Source organism: Propioniciclava sp. MC1595 (assembly GCF_017569205.1).
In the GTDB taxonomy this organism is placed as follows: domain Bacteria; phylum Actinomycetota; class Actinomycetes; order Propionibacteriales; family Propionibacteriaceae; genus Propioniciclava.
Genome location: NZ_CP071870.1, coordinates 549,216 through 568,757, shown reverse-complemented (window position 1 = coordinate 568,757; position 19,542 = coordinate 549,216). Strand labels below are relative to the sequence as shown.

Here is a 19,542-nt window from a genome sequence, read left to right as displayed (position 1 = left end):
GATGCTAACCTTACGACCGTAAGTCACGCAAGGAGGACGCATGCAGGCCCGACCCGGACTTTCCCCTGAACGCATCGTGGACGCCGCCGCCCGTGTTGCCGACGCCTCAGGCCTGACCGGCGTCAGCATGCGCACGGTGGCCCGCGAGCTCGGCGTCGAGGCCATGTCGCTGTACCACCACGTGGCCGACAAGGAGGCGTTGCTCGACGCGCTCGCCGATTGGGTGTTCGACCGCATCCCCCTGCCCGACCCGTCCCTGCCGTGGCGCGAAGCGCTGACCCGGCGCTGGGTGGACGCCCGTGCCACCCTGTCCGCCCACCCGTGGGGGCTGGGCCTCATCGAGTCGCGCCGCTCCCCCGGCCCGGCCACGCTGCGCAACCACGACGCCGTGCTGGGGTGCCTGCTGGGTGCGGGATTCCCGGTCCCGCTGGCCGCCACGGCGTTCTCGGCGCTGGACGCCTACGTGTTCGGCTTCGTCCTCACCGAGCAGACGCTGCCGTTCGAGCCCGGCGAGTCGGCCGAGGAGTTCGTGGAGGCCCTCGCACTGCCCACCGACGACTACCCTCACCTGGCCACGTTCATCGCGGCCCAGGTCGGGCCCGACTACGCACACTCCGACGAGTTCGTGATCGGGCTCGACCTCATCCTCGACGCCTTGGAGCAGCGCCTCTCAGCGGTCGGCCTTCAGGTCGAAGGACGCCAGGGGCCGTAGCAGCGAGCGCTTCTTCTCGACGTGCCCACCCATGCGGTCGAGGATCGATTCCAGCGCCTCGATGGCCTCCACGATGAAAGGCCCCTTGTTCAGCATGACCGCCTCGGCACGGCGTCCCATCGCGGCGTCGGTGACCTCGGACCGCGACGGCAGGCCCGTGCGCGCCAAGGTGTCGAGCACCTGCGTCGCCCAGATCACCGGCACGTGCGCGGCCTCGCACAGCCACAGGATCTCCTCCTGCACCTCGGCCAGCCGCTCGAACCCGAGCTCGACAGCGAGGTCGCCGCGAGCGATCATGACGCCGACGTCGCCCCAGCGCATGGCCTCCAGCAGCATCTGCGGCAGCGCCTCGAACGCCGGGCCGGTCTCGATCTTCAGGGTGATGCCGATGCCGGTGGCGTCGAGGGCCTCGAGCTCGGCGATCAGGTCGGCCACGTCGGCCGGCGACTGCACGAACGACAGGTTCACCAGGTCGGCGTGGGCGGCCACGAACGGCAGGTTCGCCCGGTCGGACGCCGTGAGCGCCGGGATCCGCAGCGTCGTGTCGGGGAGGTTGATGCCCTTCTCAGCGCGCAGTTTGATGCCCGCGCCGGCGCGCTCCACGTCGACGACGAGCTCGTCGGGCGTGACCTCCCGGATGGTCCCGGCGATCTTGCCGTCGTCGAACAGGATGCGCTCGCCGGGCCGCGCGTCGGTGAACACCTCCTCCAGCGTGCACCCGATGCGGTGCGGACCGACCTGCGTCGCCGGCTGCGGTTCGAGGCTGCGCTGCAGGCGCAGTTCGTCCCCCGCGCGCACGAACAGGTGCTGCCGCACCTCGGGCAGGTCGCCGACGGTGGCCGCGGCGTCCGGGCCTTCGATCTGTAGGCCGGTCTCGAAGTAGGTGGTGCGGTCGAACCCCACCACCACCCCCGCGTCGGAGACGGTCAGCACGCGCAGCTCACGTGCGCGCCCGCGGGCGTCGGTCAGGCGCAGCTCGTCCCCCACCCGGACGCCCCGGGCTGCGGCAGGCTCGGCCCAGGTCACGGGGATGACGGCTTCGACAGGCTCAGCCAACGGGGCATCGACAAGCCCAGCCAGCAAGACGCGCACGGGGCGCTCGACCTCACCTCGGTCGTTGCGCTGCGGACGCACCTTGACCACTTTCGGCCCCTGCTCGAGCGGACCGGTGCGGACCTTGGGGCCGCCCAGGTCCATCGCCACGCGGACGCCACCGGGCAGGGCGCGCACCGCCGCGATCATGCGGGCCCATTCGGCGGGGCCGTCGTGGGCGCAGTTGATGCGGGCGACGTCCATGCCGGCGGCCCCCATGCGCTGGACGAGCCCGGGGTCGTCGGCGGCCTCCGACGGCATGGTGACCATGATGTGGGTGATGCGGTCGTCGTGGCCGTGCACGGCGCCCAGCACGTCGTCGCGATTGCGCAGCAGCAAACGGGTGCCGCCGTCGAGGTCGCCCCAGATGCCGTGGCGAGGGCGCCCGGTGGCGAGGGCGTCCACGGTTTCGATGACGGTCTCGATCCAAGGCCGGACGATCGACTCCATGCGACCCAGGCTCGACAGGCCGTAGGCGGCCAAGGACGCCTGCAGCGGGCGCAGATCGTGCTGGCGCGCGGCCACGTAGTGAATGAGGTTGCGCGCGCTCTCCCGGTGCTGCGTCTGGACGGCGTCGATCAGCCCCGCCGACGCGACCTCTGCGCGCAGCAGATCGGCGTGCAGGTCTCGCAGGGCGCTGTTCAATTCGTCCAACGACATCACACGCTCAGCCATGCGGCTCAGCCTGCCAGAGAGTGCTCCCCCGAAGAACTGGTGCTCGGGGCGCAGGGCTCACGCCATCACCGAGGGAACTCGACCCATGTGGCGCACGGTTGGGCCGAGCCCTTCCGCACGCCGAGGCAGGGCGGCGAGGCGGTGATGGGCCGGTCGGGGTCCGCCTCCCGGGCGGCGTACTCCTCTTCGACGATGTGGCGCGGAATGCCGTGCGCCTCGAGCAGTTGGCAGTCGCACGTCACGCCGCGACGCGCCCAGGTGGCCTCGAGCTTCTTCGCGCGGGGCGCCGCCACGTCCCGGAATCGCTGAGCGATCCGCAACGTGCGATCGCACCCCAGCATGGTCATCAGGCGCCACCCGTAGCAGATGATGCATTCGCCACGCTCAGGAACAGCCTCGGTCAAGGTGGTCTCGGCAAGGATGGCTGCCGCCTCGCGCACGATCGGATCGACGAGGAGTGCACGACGCTCGGCCAACTCGGGGAATTGGACCAGGTCGATGTCAGGCCCCTCGACCAACGGCGGGAGCGCCGGCCACTCACCCTCACCGCCCAACAACCCGGCCCACCCCGTCGGCGTCACCACGTACACGTCACCGTGGAATGCAGCCGTCAGGTGGTTGCTGTAGCGCCAGCCCCAGAAGAACTGCTCCTCAACGGGGGACGGGAAGGGCTCGCCCTCACGGCACACCACCGTGATCAGCTCCTGGTCGGGGACGGCCCAGCCGAACCCCTCCTGCCACGGGCGGGGCGGGACTGCGGCTTGGGCCAAGCCGCACAGGGTGGGGCTCATCAGGCTCGCCAGCTCACTGCCCAGGTCACAGGCGTCGTCGGGCAGGGGTTCGGGGGTCAGCAGGTGGTCGATGTGCCGCACGGTCCCGGTCGCGAGTTCGATCACCGCCACGAGAGTGGTGCCGGGGCGAGGGCGTCCGAGGCGAAGGATCTCCGAGAGGACGTCTTCGACGTCGTCTCGCTGGCTAAGGGTGGGTAGCACAAGGGTCATGCGGACCAGCATGGTGCGCAACGGGACGCCCTGACCCCACCCGTCCCCCAATCTGTGGACAACTCTTGGCCCGCCCACCCTGATCGGTCGACCCCGCAGGTGCGGAGTCTTCTGGGTAGGGGCGGCGCTGACGTCACAGCTGACCGGCGGTTGGCCGCCGCTCCGGGGATTCGGTGCCGGATCGAACTGATCCACGCCTGACTGCCCGCTCTCACACCCGGTCGCCGGGCAGGGGCGCCCTGAAGGCATGCTCGGGGCCGTCCCGGCGCGACACGTCCCCGCGCGACAACCCTTGGCAACCCCGCTGCCCGGGAGCACCCCGGCGGTTGTAGGCTTCCGTGGCGCCGTTCGCGCCCGCACTCCATTTCTCCTCTGGCAGCGCCTATCGCTGCCCGGAAAGCCGTCATGACCAAGAACCTGACCGCCGGCTCGCCGGTCAAGCTCATCATCCTGTTCACCCTGCCGCTGCTCATCGGCAACCTCTTCCAGCAGCTCTACGCCGTCGCCGACACCCTCGTGGTCGGCCGCATGCTCGGCGTGGACGCCCTCGCCGCCGTCGGCGCCTCCGGCAGCCTCCAGTTCCTTCTGTTCGGGTTCGCCATGGGCGCCTCAACCGGCATGGGGATCCCCGTCGCCCGCGCGTTCGGCAGCGGCGACCTGCGAGCCACCCGCCGCGCCGTCGCCGCCGGCGCGATCATCTCAGCCACGATCGCCACCGCGATCACGCTGATCGGGATCTTCGGGTCCGGGGCCTTACTCACCCTCCTCGGCACCCCTGCCGAACTCATGGACGACGCACAGACCTTCCTTGGCGTCCTGTTCGCCGGTGCGGTCGCGACGGTGGCGTTCAACTTCCTCAGCTCGATGATCCGCGCGCTGGGCGACAGCCGGACGCCGCTGGTCTTCCTCATCATCGCCAGCGTCCTGAACGTCGGGCTCGTGGTGCTGTTCATCGCCGTGTTCAAGCTCGGCGTGGGGGGCGCGGCGCTCGCGACGGTGGTGGCCCAGGGGATCTCGGTGGTGCTGTGCCTCGCGCTCATCGGGATGCGCATCCCGGAGCTGCGCCTGCGCCGCGCGGACTGGCGCGTCGGTCGCCTCGAACTCGGCGAGGCCTCACGTCTCGGCCTCACGATGGGCTTCCAGATGTCGGTGATCGCGATCGGCGCCGCCCTGCTGCAGGTGGGCATCAACCACCTCGGCACGGACGCCGTGGCCGCCTTCACCGCCGCGCTGCGGGTTGACCAGGTGGCCGTGATCCCGCTGGCCTCGGTGGGCGTCGCCATCAGCACCTACGTGGCCCAGAACCGCGGGGCCGCGGAGTGGTGGCGGATCCGCCACGGCGTCCAGCGCGCCACCCTCATGGCGATCGGGCTGTCGCTGGCCATGAGCGTCGCGATCGTGGCGTTCGGCACCGACCTCGTCCAGCTGTTCGTCGGCCCCGGCGAACACCGGGTGATCGCCATGGCGCACGAGTACCTGATCATCAACGGCTCGCTCTACTGGGTGCTGGCCGCGTTGTTCGTGTGGCGCGGGGCGCTGCAGGGCATGGGCGCCACCTGGGTGCCTACGCTGGCCGGCGTCATGGAGCTCATCGCCCGCGGCGTCGTCGGCCTGGTGCTGGTCGACCAGCTCGGCTTCCTCGGCGTCACGCTCGCCGCGCCGCTGGCCTGGGTCGGGGCGCTGATCCCGCTGACGATCGCGTGGTTCCTCCAGCGGCGGCGGCTCCTGGTGGCCGAGCGGGCGCTGGCCGGAGCCGAGGCGTCCGAGTTGGTGCCGGTCACCCGCTGACCGCAGGCTGTCGGCGGCCGGACCACAGGCTGTCGGCGCGGGGAAGGCAGGCTGTCGGCGGATGCCCCGCCGAACCCATTGACCGGCCCGGATCCCGCGCGCATACTGGCGAGACCACCGGGCAGAGGGTGATCACATGGCCCCTACGTCGACCGCCACCTTGGAAGGCCCCGTCACACGGACGTTGACGGCGGCCCGCTCGATGCTGGTCACCCGGGGGCGCTGGAGGTTCCCGGCCCTGGGCTACACGCTGCGCGGCCTGAAGACCCTGCCCGCCCCCGTACGCGAGCCGGTGTTCGACCTCATGCGCCAGCGGGTCGGCGCGGCGCTCCCCGAGTTCGGGGACGCCCTCCGCTTCATGGAGGCCGCCCAGGGCGTGCCCGACAGCCGCCTGTGGCAACGACGGCTCCTGCTCGACCGGCCGCACCTCGGCGGGGTCAGCACGCGCGAGATCGTCCGCGACGAAGGCGGACGCCTCCGGGCCCGGCTCTACCTGCCGCCCCAGGACGCCCCGCCGCCCACGGCCGCGCTGGTCTGGGCGCACGGCGGCGCGTTCCTCATGGGTGACCTCGAGGCGCCCGAGGCACACCGCGTCGCGATCGAGACCGCGGCCGCCGGCATCCCGGTGCTGTCGGTCGACTACCGGTGGTGCCTGAACGGGGTCCACTACCCGCTCCCCCTCGACGACCTCCTCACCGCTTGGCACTGGGCGGTCGACCACGCCGACGAGATGGGCGTCGAGGCGTCCCGGCTGCACCTGGGTGGGGCCAGCGCGGGGGCCTGCCTCGCCGCGAGCGCGATCCTGCGGCTGCGCGACTCCGGTGGACCGATGCCCGCCTCGCAGGTGCTCGCCTACCCGGTGCTCGAGGGCACGCTGCCGCCGGCGTCCCCCGAGGTCGCGGCTGTGCTCGAGCCGCTGCAGCTGCTCACCGACGACCTGATCGGGGGCATGTTCGCCAACTGGGCCGGGGACGCCTCGTGGGACGACCCCTACGTCTCCCCCGGCCTGGGCGACCCGGCCGGGCTGCCACCGACGTTCGTGCTCACGTGCGGGCACGACTCACTGCGCCGGTCGAGCGAACCGTACGCCGCCAAGCTGGCCGCGGCGGGCGTCCCGGTCTGGCACGAGGTGCTGCCCACCGCGACCCACGCGCCGTTCGCACGCCTCGGCGAGGACGACGGTGAGTACGCGCTGTGGCGTCTCCGCACGTGGGTGGCGGGCGGCCCCGCGGGGATGGGCGCCTGACCCCGCCCTGAGGGCTACCGCGGCAGCCAGACCAGCCGGGTGCTGGGGCGTCCGGCCTCGATCGTCAGCACGGCGAAACTCGGCAACGGTTCGCGGCGCGGGTCGGCGACCGACCCGGGGTTGAGCAGGTGGACGCCGTCCTGCAGCTCGTCCAGCGGCTGGTGGGAGTGGCCGAACACGACCAGGTCGGCGTCGGGGAACCGCTTGCGCATGCGGCGTCCCCGACCGTCCTTGGGCCCGGCGATGTGCAGCATCGCCACGCGGACGCCGGCGAGGTCGAGCTCGAGGTCGTCGGTGGCGCCCCACTCCCGGACGTCCTCGCCGTCGTTGTTGCCCATGACCGCCCTGACCGGCGCGAACGCGGCCAGCTCGTCGAGCACCTCCGGCACGCAGACGTCGCCGGCGTGGAGGACGAGATCGGCGTCGGCCAGCTCCAAGGCCAAGATGTGCGGGACGCCCTTCCACCGGCGCGGGGCGTGCGAGTCGGCGACGACGACCACCTTCACGGCAGGTCCTCGGTGTGGGTTCTGGTCGGCACGTGCCCACGCTAACGGCCCGGACGCCCCCGGCCCACCCCGCGCGTGGCAGGCTGGCGGCCGTGAGCGAGCAGGAGTGGGACGAGCGGTACGCCTCGTCGGAGCGGATGTGGAGCGGCCGGCCCAACCCGGCCTTGGTGGCCGAGGTCGCCGACCTCGCACCCGGCACCGTGCTGGACGTCGGCTGCGGCGAGGGCGCGGACGCCGTGTGGCTCGCCCAGCGCGGGTGGACGGTGACCGGCCTGGACATCTCAGGCGTGGCCCTGGACCGCGCCCGGGCGTGGGCTGCCGAGCAGGGCGTCGAGGCCACGTGGGTCAAGAGCGGGCTGCTTGAGGCCGACCTGGCCCCGGGCTCGTTCGACCTCGTCGCCGTGCTCTACCCGCCGCTCCCCCGCACCGAGGACGCCACCTTCGAGCGCGCCCTCGCCGACCTCGTGGCCCCGGGCGGGCACCTGCTGGTCGTGCACCACGCGCCGCCGCGGGAGGGTGAGGTCCACCACGGCCCGGGGCACGGGCACCACGGTGACGACAGCGGCGAGAGCCACCGGCCCGACTTCGCCGCGATGGTCGCGCCGGCGTCGGTGCTGCCGGTGCTCGGCGACGGCTGGGCGGTCGAGACGGACGCCGTGCGCGAGCGGTCCGTCGAGGGTGGGGCGGGTGCGCACCACCTCGAGGACCTCGTGCTGCGGGCCCGCCGGGTCGGCTGATCCAGGCCGGCTCGACAGGGGGCGAACTCAGGTGAGGTCGACGACCTCGTAGCTCCAGAGTTCGGCGCTCATGCCGACCGGTCGCTGGGGGCGCTCGCCCTCGGCCGGCGCGTCGACCGGCGGAGCCTCGCCGTGACGGTGCTCGCGGGCGACCTCGGTGTCGCGCCCACCGTGCGAGGCGGTGAAGTCGCGCGAGCTGAGCCAGCCCTGGAAGGACTCCTCGTCCCGCCAGCGGGTCATCACCAGCCAGACGTGGCGGTCGGCGTCCAGGGGCTTGAGCAGCTCGAAGCCCTCGAAGCCGTCCTGGCCGTCGACGGCGCCGGCGCGCTGGGCGAAGCGGCGGGCCAGCTCGTCGCCGCTGTCGGCGGGCACCGTGATCGCGTTGATCTTGAGAATCGTCATGTCCCCATCATGGCCGACGCGGCCGCCGCGCCCATTGAGCCGAACTCAACAGCAGATAGGGGTCGGTACTCCGACCCTGATCCCCTGTTGAGTCGGCCTCAATCGCAGCTGGGGCAGGTGCCGGTGGTGGTCAGCTGCAGGAAGCATCGGGGGCAGAACACCGGCTCCTTCTCGGGGATGCGTCGGGTCGTCGACCCGCGCGGCGCCTTGGGCGCACGACCGGGCGCCCGGCCCGCACCGGACGACACCACCGGGTCGGACCGCACCCCGAAGGTCGACAGCGCCACCCCGGGCCAGTCGGGCGCGCACTCGTCGTTGACCCAGTGGCGCGGGAAGGCGAGGTAGCCGGGCGCGATCACCATCGCGAGGCGGTTCTGGGGGTCGACGCAGCTCACGTACTCGCCGTCGGCGGCACGGCGGAAGCGGACCGCCCCCACCCGGCCGAGGTGGCGCTCCAGCAGTGCGAGGTCGCCGGCCGACCAGCGCCGGTTCCAGCGGAGCACCTCCGAGCGCAGCATCGTGTGGCCGCCCTTGGCGGCGACGGACTCCCGCATGCGCTGCAGCTCCGCCTGATCGGGGCGGCGGTCCTGCTCCATGACGTGCTCCTCCCCGATCGGCGTACTGAGGGAGTCCACCCTATGCGCTGCCACCGGCCGTCGCGGCACGGAGCCGGGAGGCGAGAGGACCCACCGCCCCCCCGGGGCGCCCTCAGCGCGCGACCTCGAGCAGCGCCTGCGGGATCTCGGCGGGGAGCTCCCGCGACAGGTAGCCGTAGGGGCCGTACCGCGACGCGAGGCGTCCGCCGATGGCGCCATGCAGGTACGCGCCCCACACCGCCGCCTGCGCGGGGTCGGCGCCGCGGGCGCACAACCCGAGGACGATGCCGGCCTTCACGTCGCCCGATCCGCTCACGCCCAGGCCGGGGCCGCCGTCCTCGGCGCGCCAGAGGGCGCCCTCGGGGGTGGCGATCCAGGTCGTCGTGCCGCCCGACGTGACCACGGCGCCCGTGGCCGCGGCCAGGCGCAGGGTGGCGCCGGCCTGGTCAGCCTCGACGGCGTCGGCGTCCTCGCCCAGGACGAGGGCGAGTTCGGCGAGGTTCGGGGACAGCACGCACCGCCCGGCGAAGTCCCGCACCCGGGAGGGGTCGGGGGTCACCCAGGCCAGGCCGAGGGCGTCCAGCACGAGCACCGAGCTGACGTGCGGCACGCACGCGGCGACGAGGTCGGCGGCCCCGGCCGGGTCGAGCAGGCCGGGGCCGATGAGCACGGCCTCGGCCTCGGGGCACAGCTCCGCGACGAACCCGGACGCCCCGGGCGCCAGGTCGCCGGACCCCGCCACCGGCCCGCCCTGCACCAACGCCTCGGGCACGGCGACCCCGATCGGGACGGCCACGGGGTCAGGCGCGACGACCTGCGACTTGCCCGCCCCGGCCCGCAGGGACGCCTCGGCCGCCAGGATGAGCGCACCCGGGTTCTGGACCGACCCGCCCACGACCAAGGCCCGTCCGTGGGACTCCTTGCCGCCCTCGACCCCCGGCAGCGGCCACTCGCGCAGGACCGCCGGTGTGATGACGGTGCCGCCGGGCCGGGTCATATGTCCTGCCCCGCCCCGGCGTCCTCCGCCGCGTCGTCGGTCTCGTGGGTGACGTGCGCCTCGTCGGACTCCTCGACCGGGCGCGTGTCGTCGGCGCGCACCAGCTGCAGCGCGCCGTCGACGGCCCGGTAGCGGGTCATCGAGCAGTTCGCGAGCGGTTCCTCCTTCTGCAGGGCCACCACGCGCTTCTCGTCCAGCCCCTCGACCACGTAGCGGAACGCCAGGATCACCGCCTCGTGGCTGAACAGCCACACGCGCTCCCCGTGGAACCGCTCCTGCAGCTCGACCAGGATCGACCGCACCCGCAGGATCACGTCGGCCCAGCTCTCCCCGCCCGGGGGCCGGTAGTAGAACTTGCCCACCCGGGCCCGGCGCGCGGACTCCTCGGGGTGCGTGGCCTCGATGCCGTACCAAGTGACGCCGTCGAAGATGCCCAGCTCGCGCTCGCGGATGCGCTCGTCGATGACGACCTCGAGGTCGAGCGCGGCCAGCGCGCGCTCGGCGGTCGACCGGGCCCGCTGGTAGGGCGAGCTGACCACGATGGTGGGGCGCTGGTCCTTGGGCAGTGAAGCCAGGTGCTCGCCGAGGGCGTCGGCCTGCTTCTGGCCCTCCTCCGACAGCTCGACGTCGGCGTCGCGCGCCTCCAGGTCGAGGCGGTGCGCCTTCGCGGCGATGGCCTCGCGGTCGGCGACGTTGCCCACGCTCTCGCCGTGGCGGACGAGCACCAGCTCGACGATCCCCCGGCTCTGACCCTCTGCTGCCAACGGCTTCTCCACGGCTCCTCCTCGAGTCTTTCCCCCGACGATAAGGGCAGACGCAAGGTTGCGGTGCCAGACTGGGGCGATGTTCCTGGTCACCGGCGACAGCGTCACCCACACCGAGGACCACTGGGCGCGCCGCTCCCACTGGGCCGGCGGACGTCGCCAGCTCACCTTCCACCTCGTGTTCGACGGCACCGGGATGGCCCACGCGACCGCACCGGTGCGCCACGCGATCGACGGCGTCGAGGCCCTGGACGCCGTCCCGCCGCCGTGGCTGCACCTCACGCTCACCCCGATCGGGTTCACCGACGAGGTCGACCCGGACGCCGCGGCCGCGGTCGCCGAGGACGTGTTCGAGGGCGCGTTCCACCCGCACGTGTCGCTGGCCTACGCCAACCGGGCGGCCCCGATCACCGACGTCGCCGGGGCGCTGGCCGACCCGGCCCGCGAGGCGTCCGGGGTCGAGGTGCGGCCCACGCTCGCCCACCTCGAGCAGACCTGCGCCGACCACCTCTACAGCTGGCGGGTGCTGCGCACCACTGGGTGACGCGGCCGATCCGGACGCCCCCGCCCGCCACCGGCGGGCGACCGTAGGGTGGACGCCGTGCCCGACCTTGCCACCACCCGCCGCGAGTCCGTGCCCGCGATCGCCCTGCGCGCGCTGCGCCACCCCGCGACCGCCCTCGGCGTGGCCCGGTTCGTCGGCACGGTGCTCAAGGACTTCTTCGCCCTGCAGTTCGCGGTGAAGCTGGGCCTGCGCCGCGTGCCCGTGGTCGACGTCGACCACCCGCTGGACGCGCGGATCCCGTTCACGCCGGAGCGGATCGCGACCTACCTCGACTTCATCTCCTTCTGGATCCGCCCCCTCGGTTGGATCGCCCGCCACCACGGCCCGCGGGCGTTCGTCACCCACGGCGTCCGGTTCCTGGGCCTGATCGACCGCTGCTACCGCGAGGCCGCGGAGGTCTACCGCGCGGGCATGACCACGACGCGGCGGCCGAGGTACTACCGCGGGCGGTTCCTGGCGATCCACCTGTTCGACCCGCACCTGCTGTGCGTGCCCAGCCTGCACGTGATGATCGTGGTGCTGGCCTGGACGCAGTACCGGCGCGCGTTCGCCGAACTCGGCGTTCCGGACGCCGACCGCTCGGCCCTCACCACCGAGCTGTTCGACGGCGCGGTGGACATCACCGAGTCGGTGCTGTTCATCAAGCAGCACAGCGTCAACTGCCTGCCGGCCGCGCTGTACGCGATGACCCGGATCACGCCGAGCGAGGTCTCCCCCGCCGACGTGGCGGCCTTCACCGACCGCCTGTTCCCCGACCTCGAGGCGGGCGCCGAGATCCGCGCACACATCGCCGCCACCTACGCCCGGCTGCTGGAGCAGGGCGCCGACGAGCCGTGGCCCGCGACCGTGCAGCGGTTCATCCGCGAACTCAGCGGCGCTTCTTCCTGACCTTCGGGGGCCGCGGGGCGTTCCCGGGCCGCTTGCCCGGGCTCGACAAGCGCTGGGGCTTGGGCTTGGGAGTGCTCGCCGCTCGCTCGGCCTGCGTGCGCGAGGAGTTCGCGGTGCGCCCGCGAACGATACCGATGAACTCGTCGATCAGCGGGTGCTCGTTGTCGGTGCGCCAGGCCAGGGAGATCGAGGTCGGCTCGGCGTCGGTCACGGGCCGGTGCACGAGGTCGCGGCGGCTCGCCGAGCGGGCCACGGACATCGGCACCAGCAGCACCGCACCCGCGTTGACGCGGTCGATGGCCACGGCGTCCAAGTCGGTGAGGAGGGTTTCGTCGGCGAGGTCGGCGAGGGTGACCTCGCCGTAGGCCGCGACCGGGTGGTCCTTGGAGACCCAGGCCACGGTCACCTCGTCGTAGAGCGGGATCGCGTGCAGGCCCTCACGGTCGATGGGCAGCCGGACGAAGCACAGGTCCACCGCGTCGTCGACGAGCACGCGGCGCTGGTCGGCCTCGGTGACCTCGACGACGTCCAGCCGGGCGGCCAGGCGCTCGTCCCAGCGGGTGCGCCACTTGGTGAGGGTGACGCCGGGCACGTGGCCCACGCGGAGGGCGTCCGGGCTCGTGGGCCGGGTGGCTGGGGACTCGCTCACCCCGGCAGGCTACCGCGCCGGTTAGGCTGCGCCCGTGAGCCAAACCATGAAGCCCGCGACGGCGGCCAGCAAGCTCGGCATCCTGCTGGGCGCGGCGCCCGAGGAGTTCCGGACGACGCCGATCACCCGTGCCGAGTTGGACGCCCTGCGCGAGGACCCGCCGCAGTGGCTGGTCGACCTGCGCCGCAACGGCCCGTTCCCGCGCGACGTGGTGGCCGCCAAGCTGGGCGTCTCGAAGTCGGGCCTGGCGCGCGCCCGCATGACCGAGCCGCTGGACGCCGACCAGGTCGGCGCGCTGCTCGCCGACCCGCCCGCGTGGCTCGTCCGCGAGCGGGAGACCCACCGCGAGGTCGTCGCCGAGCAGGAGCGCCTGCGGGAGCAGCGCGACCGCTGATCCCCTCCTTGGGGCCCTTTCGGGTGATGACCCCGCTTGTCAGGGGCACCTAGGGTGGCGAGGGTGAACGACAAGGCAGCCATGCACACGTCCACCGAGGGCCACGAGGTCCCCGCCGAGTCCCTGGGCAGCGAGGGCCCGAACGGGGGCGACATCCTCGTGCAGGTGATGAAGGACGCCGGCGTCGACGTCGCGTTCGGGGTGATCAGCATCCACAACCTGCCGCTGGTGCAGGCGGTCGACCGCGAGCTGCGGTTCGTCCCGATGCGCCACGAGGCCGCCGTGATCAACGCCGCCGACGCCTACGCCCGCACGACCGGGCGCATCGGCGTCGCCCTCACCTCCACTGGCACCGGCGCGGGCAACGCGGCCGGGTCGATGCTCGAGGCGCTGACCGCGGGCAGCCGGGTGCTGCACGTCACCGGCAACGTCAACGCGAACCTGATCGGCGAACACACCGGCGCCTACCACGAGGTGCCGCGCCAGCTGGCGATGCTGCAGGCCGTCTCCCAGCACGCGATGCGGATCGAGACCGCCCGCCAGGCGCGGGCGGTACTCACCGACGCCGTGCGGCTGCTCGACACCGCACCTCACGGGCCGGTCAGCGTCGACTGGCCGATCGACCTGCAGTACACCGCCGATCCCGACGCCCAGAACAAGGTGGACGAGCGCGAGCCGGCCGTCCGCACCGGTGCCCAGCGCGACGTCGAGCGCGCGGCCAAGGTGCTGCGCGAGGCGAAGCGGCCCCTGATCTGGGCCGGCGGCGGCGCCCGCCGCGTCGGCCCTCCCCTGACCGTGCTCGCCGAGGTGTGGGGCGCCGGCGTGCTGACCGGGACGAACGGCCGCGGCTCCGTCCCCGAGGACCACCCCCTCGTCATCGGCAACTTCGCCTCCGACGAGGCGGTCGCCGAGCTCATCGCCGAGGCCGACTGCCTGCTCACGATCGGCAGCCACCTGCGCCCCAGCGAGACCCGCAACGGCGACCTGCCGCTGCCGGCCACGCACGTTCAGATCGATCTGGACGCCGACGCCCTGGGCCGGAACTTCCCGGTCACGGTGGGGGTGCAGGCGGACGCCACTGTCGCCGTACCGGCGCTGGTCGAGGCGCTCGGCGAGATCGCCATCGACCCGGACTGGACCGGCCGCGTGGCCGAGGCCGCGGCATCCGCACGGAAGAACCTGAAGGGCGCGATCGGGGCGTACGCGCCGATCTGCGACGCGCTGCGGAAGCGGCTGCCACGGCACTCGCCCATCGTGCGGGACGTGACGATCCCCGGCAGCTCGTGGGGCAACCGGCTGCTGGCCGTGCACGACGCCACCGACAACGTGTTCGCCGCGGGCGGCGGCATCGGGCAGGGGCTGGCGATGGCGGTCGGCGCCGCGGTCGCGCGCCCCGAGGTTCCCGTGCTCGCGATGGTCGGCGACGGCGGGCTCGCGGTGCACCTGGGCGAGCTGGCCGTGCTGGCCGGTGAGAAGCCGCACGTCGTGCTCGTGGTGTTCAACGACGGCGGCTACGGGGTGCTGCGCAACATGCAGGCCGCGGCCGGCGACCCGCGCCACGGCGTCGACTTGGCCACGCCCGACTTCGGCCGGCTCGCCCGGGCGTTCGGCCTGCGCCACACGCTCGTGGGTGACCCCGAGGCGTTCGACAAGGCCTTGAAGAAGGCGTTGAAGAAGCCGCGCCCGTCGGTGATCGAGGTGGACGTGCTCGCCCTGGACCCCGCCCCCGCCGCGATGGTTCCGCCGGTCGAGGTGCCCTGATCCGTTGCCACCCCCTGCGCGCCTAATACCGTTAGGTTTACCTTAGGTGGCAAGGAGGTGGTGACCATGACGGCCGTGGAGTCCGACCAGCGGCGCTCGGCCCGGCATGCCGCCACCCGCGAGGAGATCATCGCCCATGCCGTCGACATCATGAGCACCCAGGGCGTCGTCGGCCTCACCCTCGGTGAGCTGGCGCGTCGCATCGGCGTCCGGACGCCGTCGCTGTACACCTACTTCAACTCCAAGAACGCCGTCTACGACGAGCTGTTCCGCCGCGGCTGGCAGGAGACCCTCGACCACCACCGGGCCCTCGTCGAACGCCTCGGCCCGGTGGGTCCCGACACCGACCTCGTCGCGCGAGCACTCGAGGTCACGACCGCCAACATCCGCTGGCACCTGTCCCGGCCGGCGTACGCGCAGCTGATGCTGTTCCGCCCCATCCCCGACTGGGAACCCACCCCGGACGCCTACGCGCCCGCGGTCGCCTTCGCCGAACTCGCGTTCGAGGAGTTCACGTCCTGGCGCGAGGCCGGGCTCGTCCGGGCCGACACCGACATCTTCGAGCTCAACGAGTGCATCGTGAACGCAACCACGGGGCTCATCTCCCGCCAACTCAGCAACGACCCCGGCACCCCCTATGACCAGGGGCGGCACACGCCGCACTGGCCCGCGCTCATCACGGCCGTCGTCCGGTCCTACCTGCCCTGAGGGCAGCCCATCCTCCCCGTTCCGGGGACCCCGGCACCGACCCACGAGGGGGTCACCATGCAGACCACACCCGCCCGCGCCGCGGACCTCCCCATGCCCACCGCGGCCGACGGCGTCCGGATCGGCGCTGCGCAGCGGCGCGCCCTTCTCGCAGAACTCGAGCGGCTCACCCCCGAGCACTGGCGGGCGCGCACCGAGTGTCCACCGGGACGTAGCGTCCATGTCGGGCACGTCAAGGGGTTCAGGTCGGTGTGGATAAGTTCCTCCACTTGTCCACAGATTCGTCCCTACGTCCCATTCAGGGCGCGCAGGAGCGTAGCGTCGGGGCATGGACGAGACCAGCACCCCGACCGCCGCGGCCTTGACGCAGGCGCGGTCGCTGCTGGCCTCGATCGACCACCCCGCCCGTCGGCGGCTGGGCGCGGAAGCGCGACTGGCGCTGGTGGCCGACGTGGTGGCCCTGGGGCGTCAGGTGGAGGCGCTGCGGGCCGTGCTCGTCGCCGAGGCGGATCGAGCCAAGGCCGCCGAGACCGTGCGGGGGACGAGCATCCGGTCGCTCCTCGCGGTGTCGTCGCAGGTCACCGCCGGCGAGGCCGCGTCGTGGGTCTACTCGGGGCAGGAGATCGCCGCCCATCCGCGGGTGGCGGACGCCGCGCTCTCGGGCACCGTGTCGGTGGCACAGGCGCGGTCGATCGACCGGGTGCTGGGCGAGTTGCCGGCCACCCTGAGCCGCGACCAGCGGGCACAGGCCGAGCAGATCCTCCTCGACAAGGCCCACCTCGTCGACGCCAAGGACCTCGCCCGGCAGACCCGCGCCGTACTCGAGCAGGTGGCTCCCGAGGTGGACGCGGCTGAGGACGAGCTGTCCCGCCTCGACACCCAACGCAAGCAGGCATGGGCAGCTCGTTCGCTCGTGTTCAGCCCCGATGGCCGGGGCAGCCTCGTGATCCGTGGGCAGTTGCCCACGCTGGAGGGGGAGGCCTTCAAGCGCCTGATCGACGCGCACGCGCTCAGCAATCGGCGCGCGCAGGAACAGGCCGCCGATCGCCACGACGAGGCCGGCGTGCGCACGTCCGCCCAGCGCACCGCCGACGGACTCATCGCGCTCGTCGCCGGCACGGCGCAGACCCCGGCTGGGCGCACGGCACCGGGCAGACCGACGGTCGTGGTGACGCTGTCCTACGACTCACTGCGCGTGCACGCCGAGCAGAGCGGCGTCCTGGCCGGCGGCGAGCAGGTCACGGCAGGCGAGCTGCGCCGCCTCGCGTGCGACGCGGCCATCCTCCCGATCGTCCTGGGCTCGGCCAGCCAGCCCCTGGACGTGGGCCGCGAGCAGCGCCTCGTCACGCCCGCCATCCGGCGCGCGCTGGAGGCGCGCGACCAGGGCTGCGCCTTCCCCGGCTGCCGGGTCCGGGCCACCTGCTGTGAGGCCCACCACATCCTCCCTTGGTGGGCCGGCGGCGAAACGGCGCTCTCGAACCTCGTGCTGCTGTGCGCCTACCACCACGGGACGGTCGAGCCGCTGCGGTTCCAGGACCGCGGCGCGCCTGCCACCCGCTGGACCGTGCGCATCGACGACGACGGACACCCGGAGTTCACGCCTCCCGCGCGGGGTGGCCCTCTCGTCAGGGCACCTGCCCGCGCCCGCGCGGGTTGAATGGCTCCATGCGCATCGTGGTGTTCGGCGGGAACGACGGGACGGGGGCCTGCGTGGTCCGGCAGGCACTGGCCCGGGGCGACGAGGTGGTCAGCATCTCGCGTCGGGGCTGGGGCATGCCCGTCGACGGCCTGACCGACGTGAAGCTGGACGCCACCCGCTCGGCCGACCTCGACGAGGTCCTCAGGGGCGCGGACGCCGTGGTCATCGCGGTGGGCTCCCCCGGATTCGACCGCAACCGGCTGCGGACCCGGGTGACGGCGTCCGTCGTCGCGGCCATGCGCCGGGTGGGCCTGCGGCGGGTGGTCGTGCACTCCTCGCTCGGGGTGGGCGACTCCCTGCGGCTGATGAAGGAGCCGGTGCGGACGATCGCCAAGGTCGCGCTCGGCGTCGCGCTGGCCGACCACGAGACCCAGGAGGGGCTGGTCGCGCACGCGGGGCTGGGCTGGGCGTCGGTGCGGCCCGGCGGCCTGAGTGACGATCCCCGAGCCGACGACGTGCGGCTCGTCCCCACCGCCGAGGCCGAGGTGGGCGCCCCCACCGGGCGCATCACCCGCGAGGACGTCGCGGCCGGCATCCTGCAGGCGATCGACGAGGGATTGACCGGCACCTTCGTGTTCGTGCCTCGCTGACCCCGCCCCCTCCCCATCGCCGCTAGTCAGCGGCTACTGTGGGGGTCCCGGTGGCCACCGTGGCCCTTCGGGCGACGAGAGGAGCTGCCATGTCCGATGCCGAGCGCGAGGTGTCCGAGGTCCAGAACCTGGAGACGCCCGAGGACGTCCAGGGCGACGTCTCCCCCACCGCCGATGCCGCCGACCAGGTCGCGGGCGGCGAGCCGAAGAACTACGGCCGCGGCAACGTCGACGAGGGCCACGCCGACATCCATGACGTCGAGCGGGTCAGCGACGACGGGCGCGTCGCCGAGGACCTCTGACGGAACCGATGCGGGCCCCGCCTCCAGCAGGAGGCGGGGCCCGTGTCGGTTGGGGTGGGTGGTCAGTGCTTCTCGAGCTCCCCGGCCTCGTCGGTCGCACCGGTGTAGGCCAGCGCCACCTCGAGGTCGTAGGCGGACTCGCGGTGCTCCGACAGGTCGATGCCGCCGACCTCGTCCTCCGGCGCGATGCGGAAGCCCATGGTCTTGTGGATCGCGAAGGCGATCAGCGCGGTCACGGCCACGGTGTAGACGGTGGTGACCAGCACGGCCACGAGCTGCGAGGTCATGATCGAGAAGCCGCCGCCGTTGAAGAGGCCGGCTCGGCCGTCCTCCTGCGCCACGGCCAGCAGGCCGATCGAGAGGGTGCCCCAGAGGCCCGCGACGAAGTGCAGGCCGACCACGTCGAGCGAGTCGTCGATGCCGAGCTTGAACTTCACGTTGACCGCGAAGCAGCAGATGGCGCCGGCGACCGCGCCGATGGCGAGGGCACCCAGCGGGGTGACGAAGGCACAGGCCGGGGTGATCGCGACCAGGCCGGCCACGATGCCAGAGGCGGCTCCGATGGAGGTCATGCGACCGTCCCGCAGCTGCTCGGTGAACAGCCAGGCCACCAGGGCGGCACCCGGTGCGACGAGGGTGTTGACCCAGATCAGGCCGCCCTCGGCGATGGAGCCCGCGGCGCCACCGTTGAAGCCGAACCACCCGAACCACAGCAGCGCGGCGCCCAGCATCACGAAGGGGACGTTGTGCGGCTTGTGCAGCGACGGCGCGAAGCCGGCGCGGCGTCCGATCATCATGGCCAGGACGAGCGCGGCCAGACCGGCCGCCATGTGCACCACGAGGCCACCGGCGAAGTCGAGGGCCTCACCGACGACCGAACCGATCGCACCGTCGGCACCGAGCAGGCCGCCACCCCAGACCATGTAGGCCAGCGGGGCGTAGACGAGGGTGACCCAGAGCGGGACGAAGACCATCCACGCCTTGAAGCGGGCTCGGTCGGCGACCGCCCCCGAGATGAGGGCGACCGTGATGATCGCGAAGGTCGAGCCGTAGCCGACGCCGACCAGGTCCTCACCGGACAGGCCCTGCAGGCCGAAGGCGGTGATCGGGTCGGCCACGATGCCGGCGATGCTGGTGCCGCCGCCGCTCATCGAGTAGCCCCACAGGACCCACACCACCGCGACGAGCCCCATGGCGGCGAAGCTCATCATCATCATGTTGATCGCCGAACGGGCTCGCGACAGCCCGCCGTAGAAGAACGCCAGTCCCGGCGTCATCAGTAGGACGAGGGCCGCAGAGACCATCACCCAGACCTGGGATGCCACCCCCCACATCGCTTCAGTTTCCATCTCCCCGGACCTTTCTCCTGGACCGCCGCAGCGGTTCTCATGTCTGTTCCGCCCCTCGTGGGGCGCCGGGTACATCACAGGACATCGGTGTTTCACGCGGACGCACGTCACGCGACAGCCG

The 19,542-nt window shown here is 72.8% G+C and carries 21 protein-coding genes; 12 read left to right on the top strand and 9 right to left on the bottom strand.

Annotated features, from left to right (window positions below):
- The first annotated feature begins 40 nt into the window (after nt 1-40).
- Nucleotides 41-712, top strand: a complete 672-nt coding sequence (locus J4N02_RS02700; RefSeq protein ID WP_188334428.1) for a TetR/AcrR family transcriptional regulator — start codon at nt 41-43, stop codon at nt 710-712.
- Here the strand turns inward: J4N02_RS02700 and J4N02_RS02695 are convergent.
- Both J4N02_RS02695 and J4N02_RS02690 read right to left on the bottom strand, forming a co-directional pair.
- On the bottom strand, nt 671-2,479 hold the full coding sequence (locus J4N02_RS02695; protein WP_208091091.1) for a pyruvate kinase: 1,809 nt from the start codon (nt 2,477-2,479) through the stop codon (nt 671-673). The two genes, J4N02_RS02700 and J4N02_RS02695, sit on opposite strands and share 42 nt — an antisense overlap.
- 65 nt (nt 2,480-2,544) lie before the next feature.
- Nucleotides 2,545-3,375: a DUF2695 domain-containing protein gene (locus J4N02_RS02690; protein ID WP_182818071.1), complete on the bottom strand. Its 831-nt coding sequence runs from the start codon at nt 3,373-3,375 to the stop codon at nt 2,545-2,547.
- A 510-nt stretch (nt 3,376-3,885) separates the two neighbouring features.
- On the opposite strand from J4N02_RS02690, the gene J4N02_RS02685 reads away from it, so the two are divergent.
- Nucleotides 3,886-5,268, top strand: a complete 1,383-nt coding sequence (locus J4N02_RS02685; RefSeq protein WP_188334429.1) for an MATE family efflux transporter — start codon at nt 3,886-3,888, stop codon at nt 5,266-5,268.
- A 136-nt stretch (nt 5,269-5,404) separates the two neighbouring features.
- On the top strand, nt 5,405-6,514 hold the full coding sequence (locus J4N02_RS02680) for an alpha/beta hydrolase (protein WP_188334430.1): 1,110 nt from the start codon (nt 5,405-5,407) through the stop codon (nt 6,512-6,514).
- 14 nt (nt 6,515-6,528) lie between these two features.
- Here J4N02_RS02680 and J4N02_RS02675 read toward each other — a convergent pair whose 3' ends face one another.
- A complete protein-coding gene (locus tag J4N02_RS02675) occupies nt 6,529-7,020 on the bottom strand; it encodes a metallophosphoesterase family protein (protein ID WP_188334431.1) in 492 nt (163 codons plus the stop codon).
- A 92-nt stretch (nt 7,021-7,112) separates the two neighbouring features.
- Between J4N02_RS02675 and J4N02_RS02670 the strand changes: the two genes are divergently transcribed.
- Complete coding sequence (locus J4N02_RS02670; RefSeq protein ID WP_243760855.1) at nt 7,113-7,757, top strand: bifunctional 2-polyprenyl-6-hydroxyphenol methylase/3-demethylubiquinol 3-O-methyltransferase UbiG; 645 nt, start codon at nt 7,113-7,115, stop codon at nt 7,755-7,757.
- Nucleotides 7,758-7,784: 27 nt separating this feature from the next.
- On the opposite strand, the gene J4N02_RS02665 is transcribed toward J4N02_RS02670, so the two are convergent.
- The 4 genes from J4N02_RS02665 to J4N02_RS02650 all read right to left on the bottom strand — a co-directional run bounded on the left by J4N02_RS02665 (nt 7,785) and on the right by J4N02_RS02650 (nt 10,528).
- Complete coding sequence (locus tag J4N02_RS02665; protein WP_182818076.1) at nt 7,785-8,159, bottom strand: antibiotic biosynthesis monooxygenase; 375 nt, start codon at nt 8,157-8,159, stop codon at nt 7,785-7,787.
- Nucleotides 8,160-8,257: 98 nt separating this feature from the next.
- Nucleotides 8,258-8,755, bottom strand: a complete 498-nt coding sequence (locus J4N02_RS02660; RefSeq protein WP_188334432.1) for a hypothetical protein — start codon at nt 8,753-8,755, stop codon at nt 8,258-8,260.
- A gap of 112 nt (nt 8,756-8,867) precedes the next feature.
- Nucleotides 8,868-9,752, bottom strand: coding sequence for an NAD(P)H-hydrate dehydratase (locus J4N02_RS02655; protein WP_188334433.1), 885 nt, complete (start codon nt 9,750-9,752; stop codon nt 8,868-8,870).
- Entirely contained in the window at nt 9,749-10,528 is a 780-nt protein-coding gene (locus J4N02_RS02650) for a histidine phosphatase family protein (protein ID WP_208091090.1), read from the bottom strand. The genes J4N02_RS02655 and J4N02_RS02650 overlap by 4 nt, the downstream gene beginning before the upstream one ends.
- Before the next feature lie 67 nt (nt 10,529-10,595).
- On the opposite strand from J4N02_RS02650, the gene J4N02_RS02645 reads away from it, so the two are divergent.
- Together J4N02_RS02645 and J4N02_RS02640 are read left to right on the top strand one after the other, a co-directional pair.
- Nucleotides 10,596-11,060, top strand: coding sequence for a hypothetical protein (locus J4N02_RS02645; protein ID WP_188334434.1), 465 nt, complete (start codon nt 10,596-10,598; stop codon nt 11,058-11,060).
- A 57-nt stretch (nt 11,061-11,117) separates the two neighbouring features.
- Nucleotides 11,118-11,969, top strand: a complete 852-nt coding sequence (locus J4N02_RS02640; protein WP_182818080.1) for a hypothetical protein — start codon at nt 11,118-11,120, stop codon at nt 11,967-11,969.
- Here J4N02_RS02640 and J4N02_RS02635 read toward each other — a convergent pair.
- A complete protein-coding gene (locus J4N02_RS02635) occupies nt 11,950-12,618 on the bottom strand; it encodes a LysR substrate-binding domain-containing protein (RefSeq protein WP_188334435.1) in 669 nt (222 codons plus the stop codon). The genes J4N02_RS02640 and J4N02_RS02635 overlap by 20 nt on opposite strands.
- Before the next feature lie 34 nt (nt 12,619-12,652).
- On the opposite strand from J4N02_RS02635, the gene J4N02_RS02630 reads away from it, so the two are divergent.
- From J4N02_RS02630 to J4N02_RS02605, 6 genes are all read left to right on the top strand, one after another.
- Nucleotides 12,653-13,012, top strand: a complete 360-nt coding sequence (locus J4N02_RS02630) for a DUF5997 family protein (protein ID WP_243760854.1) — start codon at nt 12,653-12,655, stop codon at nt 13,010-13,012.
- 63 nt (nt 13,013-13,075) lie between these two features.
- Nucleotides 13,076-14,773, top strand: a complete 1,698-nt coding sequence (locus J4N02_RS02625) for a thiamine pyrophosphate-binding protein (RefSeq protein ID WP_208091089.1) — start codon at nt 13,076-13,078, stop codon at nt 14,771-14,773.
- A 66-nt stretch (nt 14,774-14,839) separates the two neighbouring features.
- Entirely contained in the window at nt 14,840-15,481 is a 642-nt protein-coding gene (locus J4N02_RS02620) for a TetR/AcrR family transcriptional regulator (RefSeq protein WP_188334436.1), read from the top strand.
- A 328-nt stretch (nt 15,482-15,809) separates the two neighbouring features.
- The gene (locus J4N02_RS02615) at nt 15,810-17,138 is read left to right on the top strand and encodes an HNH endonuclease signature motif containing protein (protein WP_188334437.1); all 1,329 of its coding nucleotides are present in this window, start codon (nt 15,810-15,812) and stop codon (nt 17,136-17,138) included.
- Nucleotides 17,139-17,146: 8 nt separating this feature from the next.
- The gene (locus tag J4N02_RS02610; RefSeq protein WP_188334438.1) at nt 17,147-17,770 is read left to right on the top strand and encodes an NAD(P)-dependent oxidoreductase; all 624 of its coding nucleotides are present in this window, start codon (nt 17,147-17,149) and stop codon (nt 17,768-17,770) included.
- An 89-nt stretch (nt 17,771-17,859) separates the two neighbouring features.
- Nucleotides 17,860-18,072 carry a hypothetical protein gene (locus J4N02_RS02605; RefSeq protein ID WP_188334439.1) on the top strand — a complete coding sequence of 71 codons (213 nt, stop codon included), beginning with the start codon at nt 17,860-17,862 and terminating at the stop codon, nt 18,070-18,072.
- 62 nt (nt 18,073-18,134) lie between these two features.
- On the opposite strand, the gene J4N02_RS02600 is transcribed toward J4N02_RS02605, so the two are convergent.
- On the bottom strand, nt 18,135-19,406 hold the full coding sequence (locus J4N02_RS02600) for an ammonium transporter (protein ID WP_208091088.1): 1,272 nt from the start codon (nt 19,404-19,406) through the stop codon (nt 18,135-18,137).
- Between the last annotated feature and the right edge of the window lie 136 nt (nt 19,407-19,542).

What these genes read in the sequence shown, in the direction of transcription:
- J4N02_RS02700 (WP_188334428.1), top strand. Translation starts at nt 41, where the DNA reads ATGCAGGCCCGACCCGGACTTTCCCCTGAACGCATCGTGGACGCCGCC.
- J4N02_RS02695 (WP_208091091.1), bottom strand. Translation starts at nt 2,479, where the DNA reads ATGGCTGAGCGTGTGATGTCGTTGGACGAATTGAACAGCGCCCTGCGA.
- J4N02_RS02685 (WP_188334429.1), top strand. Translation starts at nt 3,886, where the DNA reads ATGACCAAGAACCTGACCGCCGGCTCGCCGGTCAAGCTCATCATCCTG.
- J4N02_RS02680 (WP_188334430.1), top strand. Translation starts at nt 5,405, where the DNA reads ATGGCCCCTACGTCGACCGCCACCTTGGAAGGCCCCGTCACACGGACG.
- J4N02_RS02665 (WP_182818076.1), bottom strand. Translation starts at nt 8,159, where the DNA reads ATGACGATTCTCAAGATCAACGCGATCACGGTGCCCGCCGACAGCGGC.
- J4N02_RS02660 (WP_188334432.1), bottom strand. Translation starts at nt 8,755, where the DNA reads ATGGAGCAGGACCGCCGCCCCGATCAGGCGGAGCTGCAGCGCATGCGG.
- J4N02_RS02655 (WP_188334433.1), bottom strand. Translation starts at nt 9,752, where the DNA reads ATGACCCGGCCCGGCGGCACCGTCATCACACCGGCGGTCCTGCGCGAG.
- J4N02_RS02645 (WP_188334434.1), top strand. Translation starts at nt 10,596, where the DNA reads ATGTTCCTGGTCACCGGCGACAGCGTCACCCACACCGAGGACCACTGG.
- J4N02_RS02620 (WP_188334436.1), top strand. Translation starts at nt 14,840, where the DNA reads ATGACGGCCGTGGAGTCCGACCAGCGGCGCTCGGCCCGGCATGCCGCC.
- J4N02_RS02615 (WP_188334437.1), top strand. Translation starts at nt 15,810, where the DNA reads ATGGACGAGACCAGCACCCCGACCGCCGCGGCCTTGACGCAGGCGCGG.
- J4N02_RS02610 (WP_188334438.1), top strand. Translation starts at nt 17,147, where the DNA reads ATGCGCATCGTGGTGTTCGGCGGGAACGACGGGACGGGGGCCTGCGTG.
- J4N02_RS02605 (WP_188334439.1), top strand. Translation starts at nt 17,860, where the DNA reads ATGTCCGATGCCGAGCGCGAGGTGTCCGAGGTCCAGAACCTGGAGACG.
- J4N02_RS02600 (WP_208091088.1), bottom strand. Translation starts at nt 19,406, where the DNA reads ATGTGGGGGGTGGCATCCCAGGTCTGGGTGATGGTCTCTGCGGCCCTC.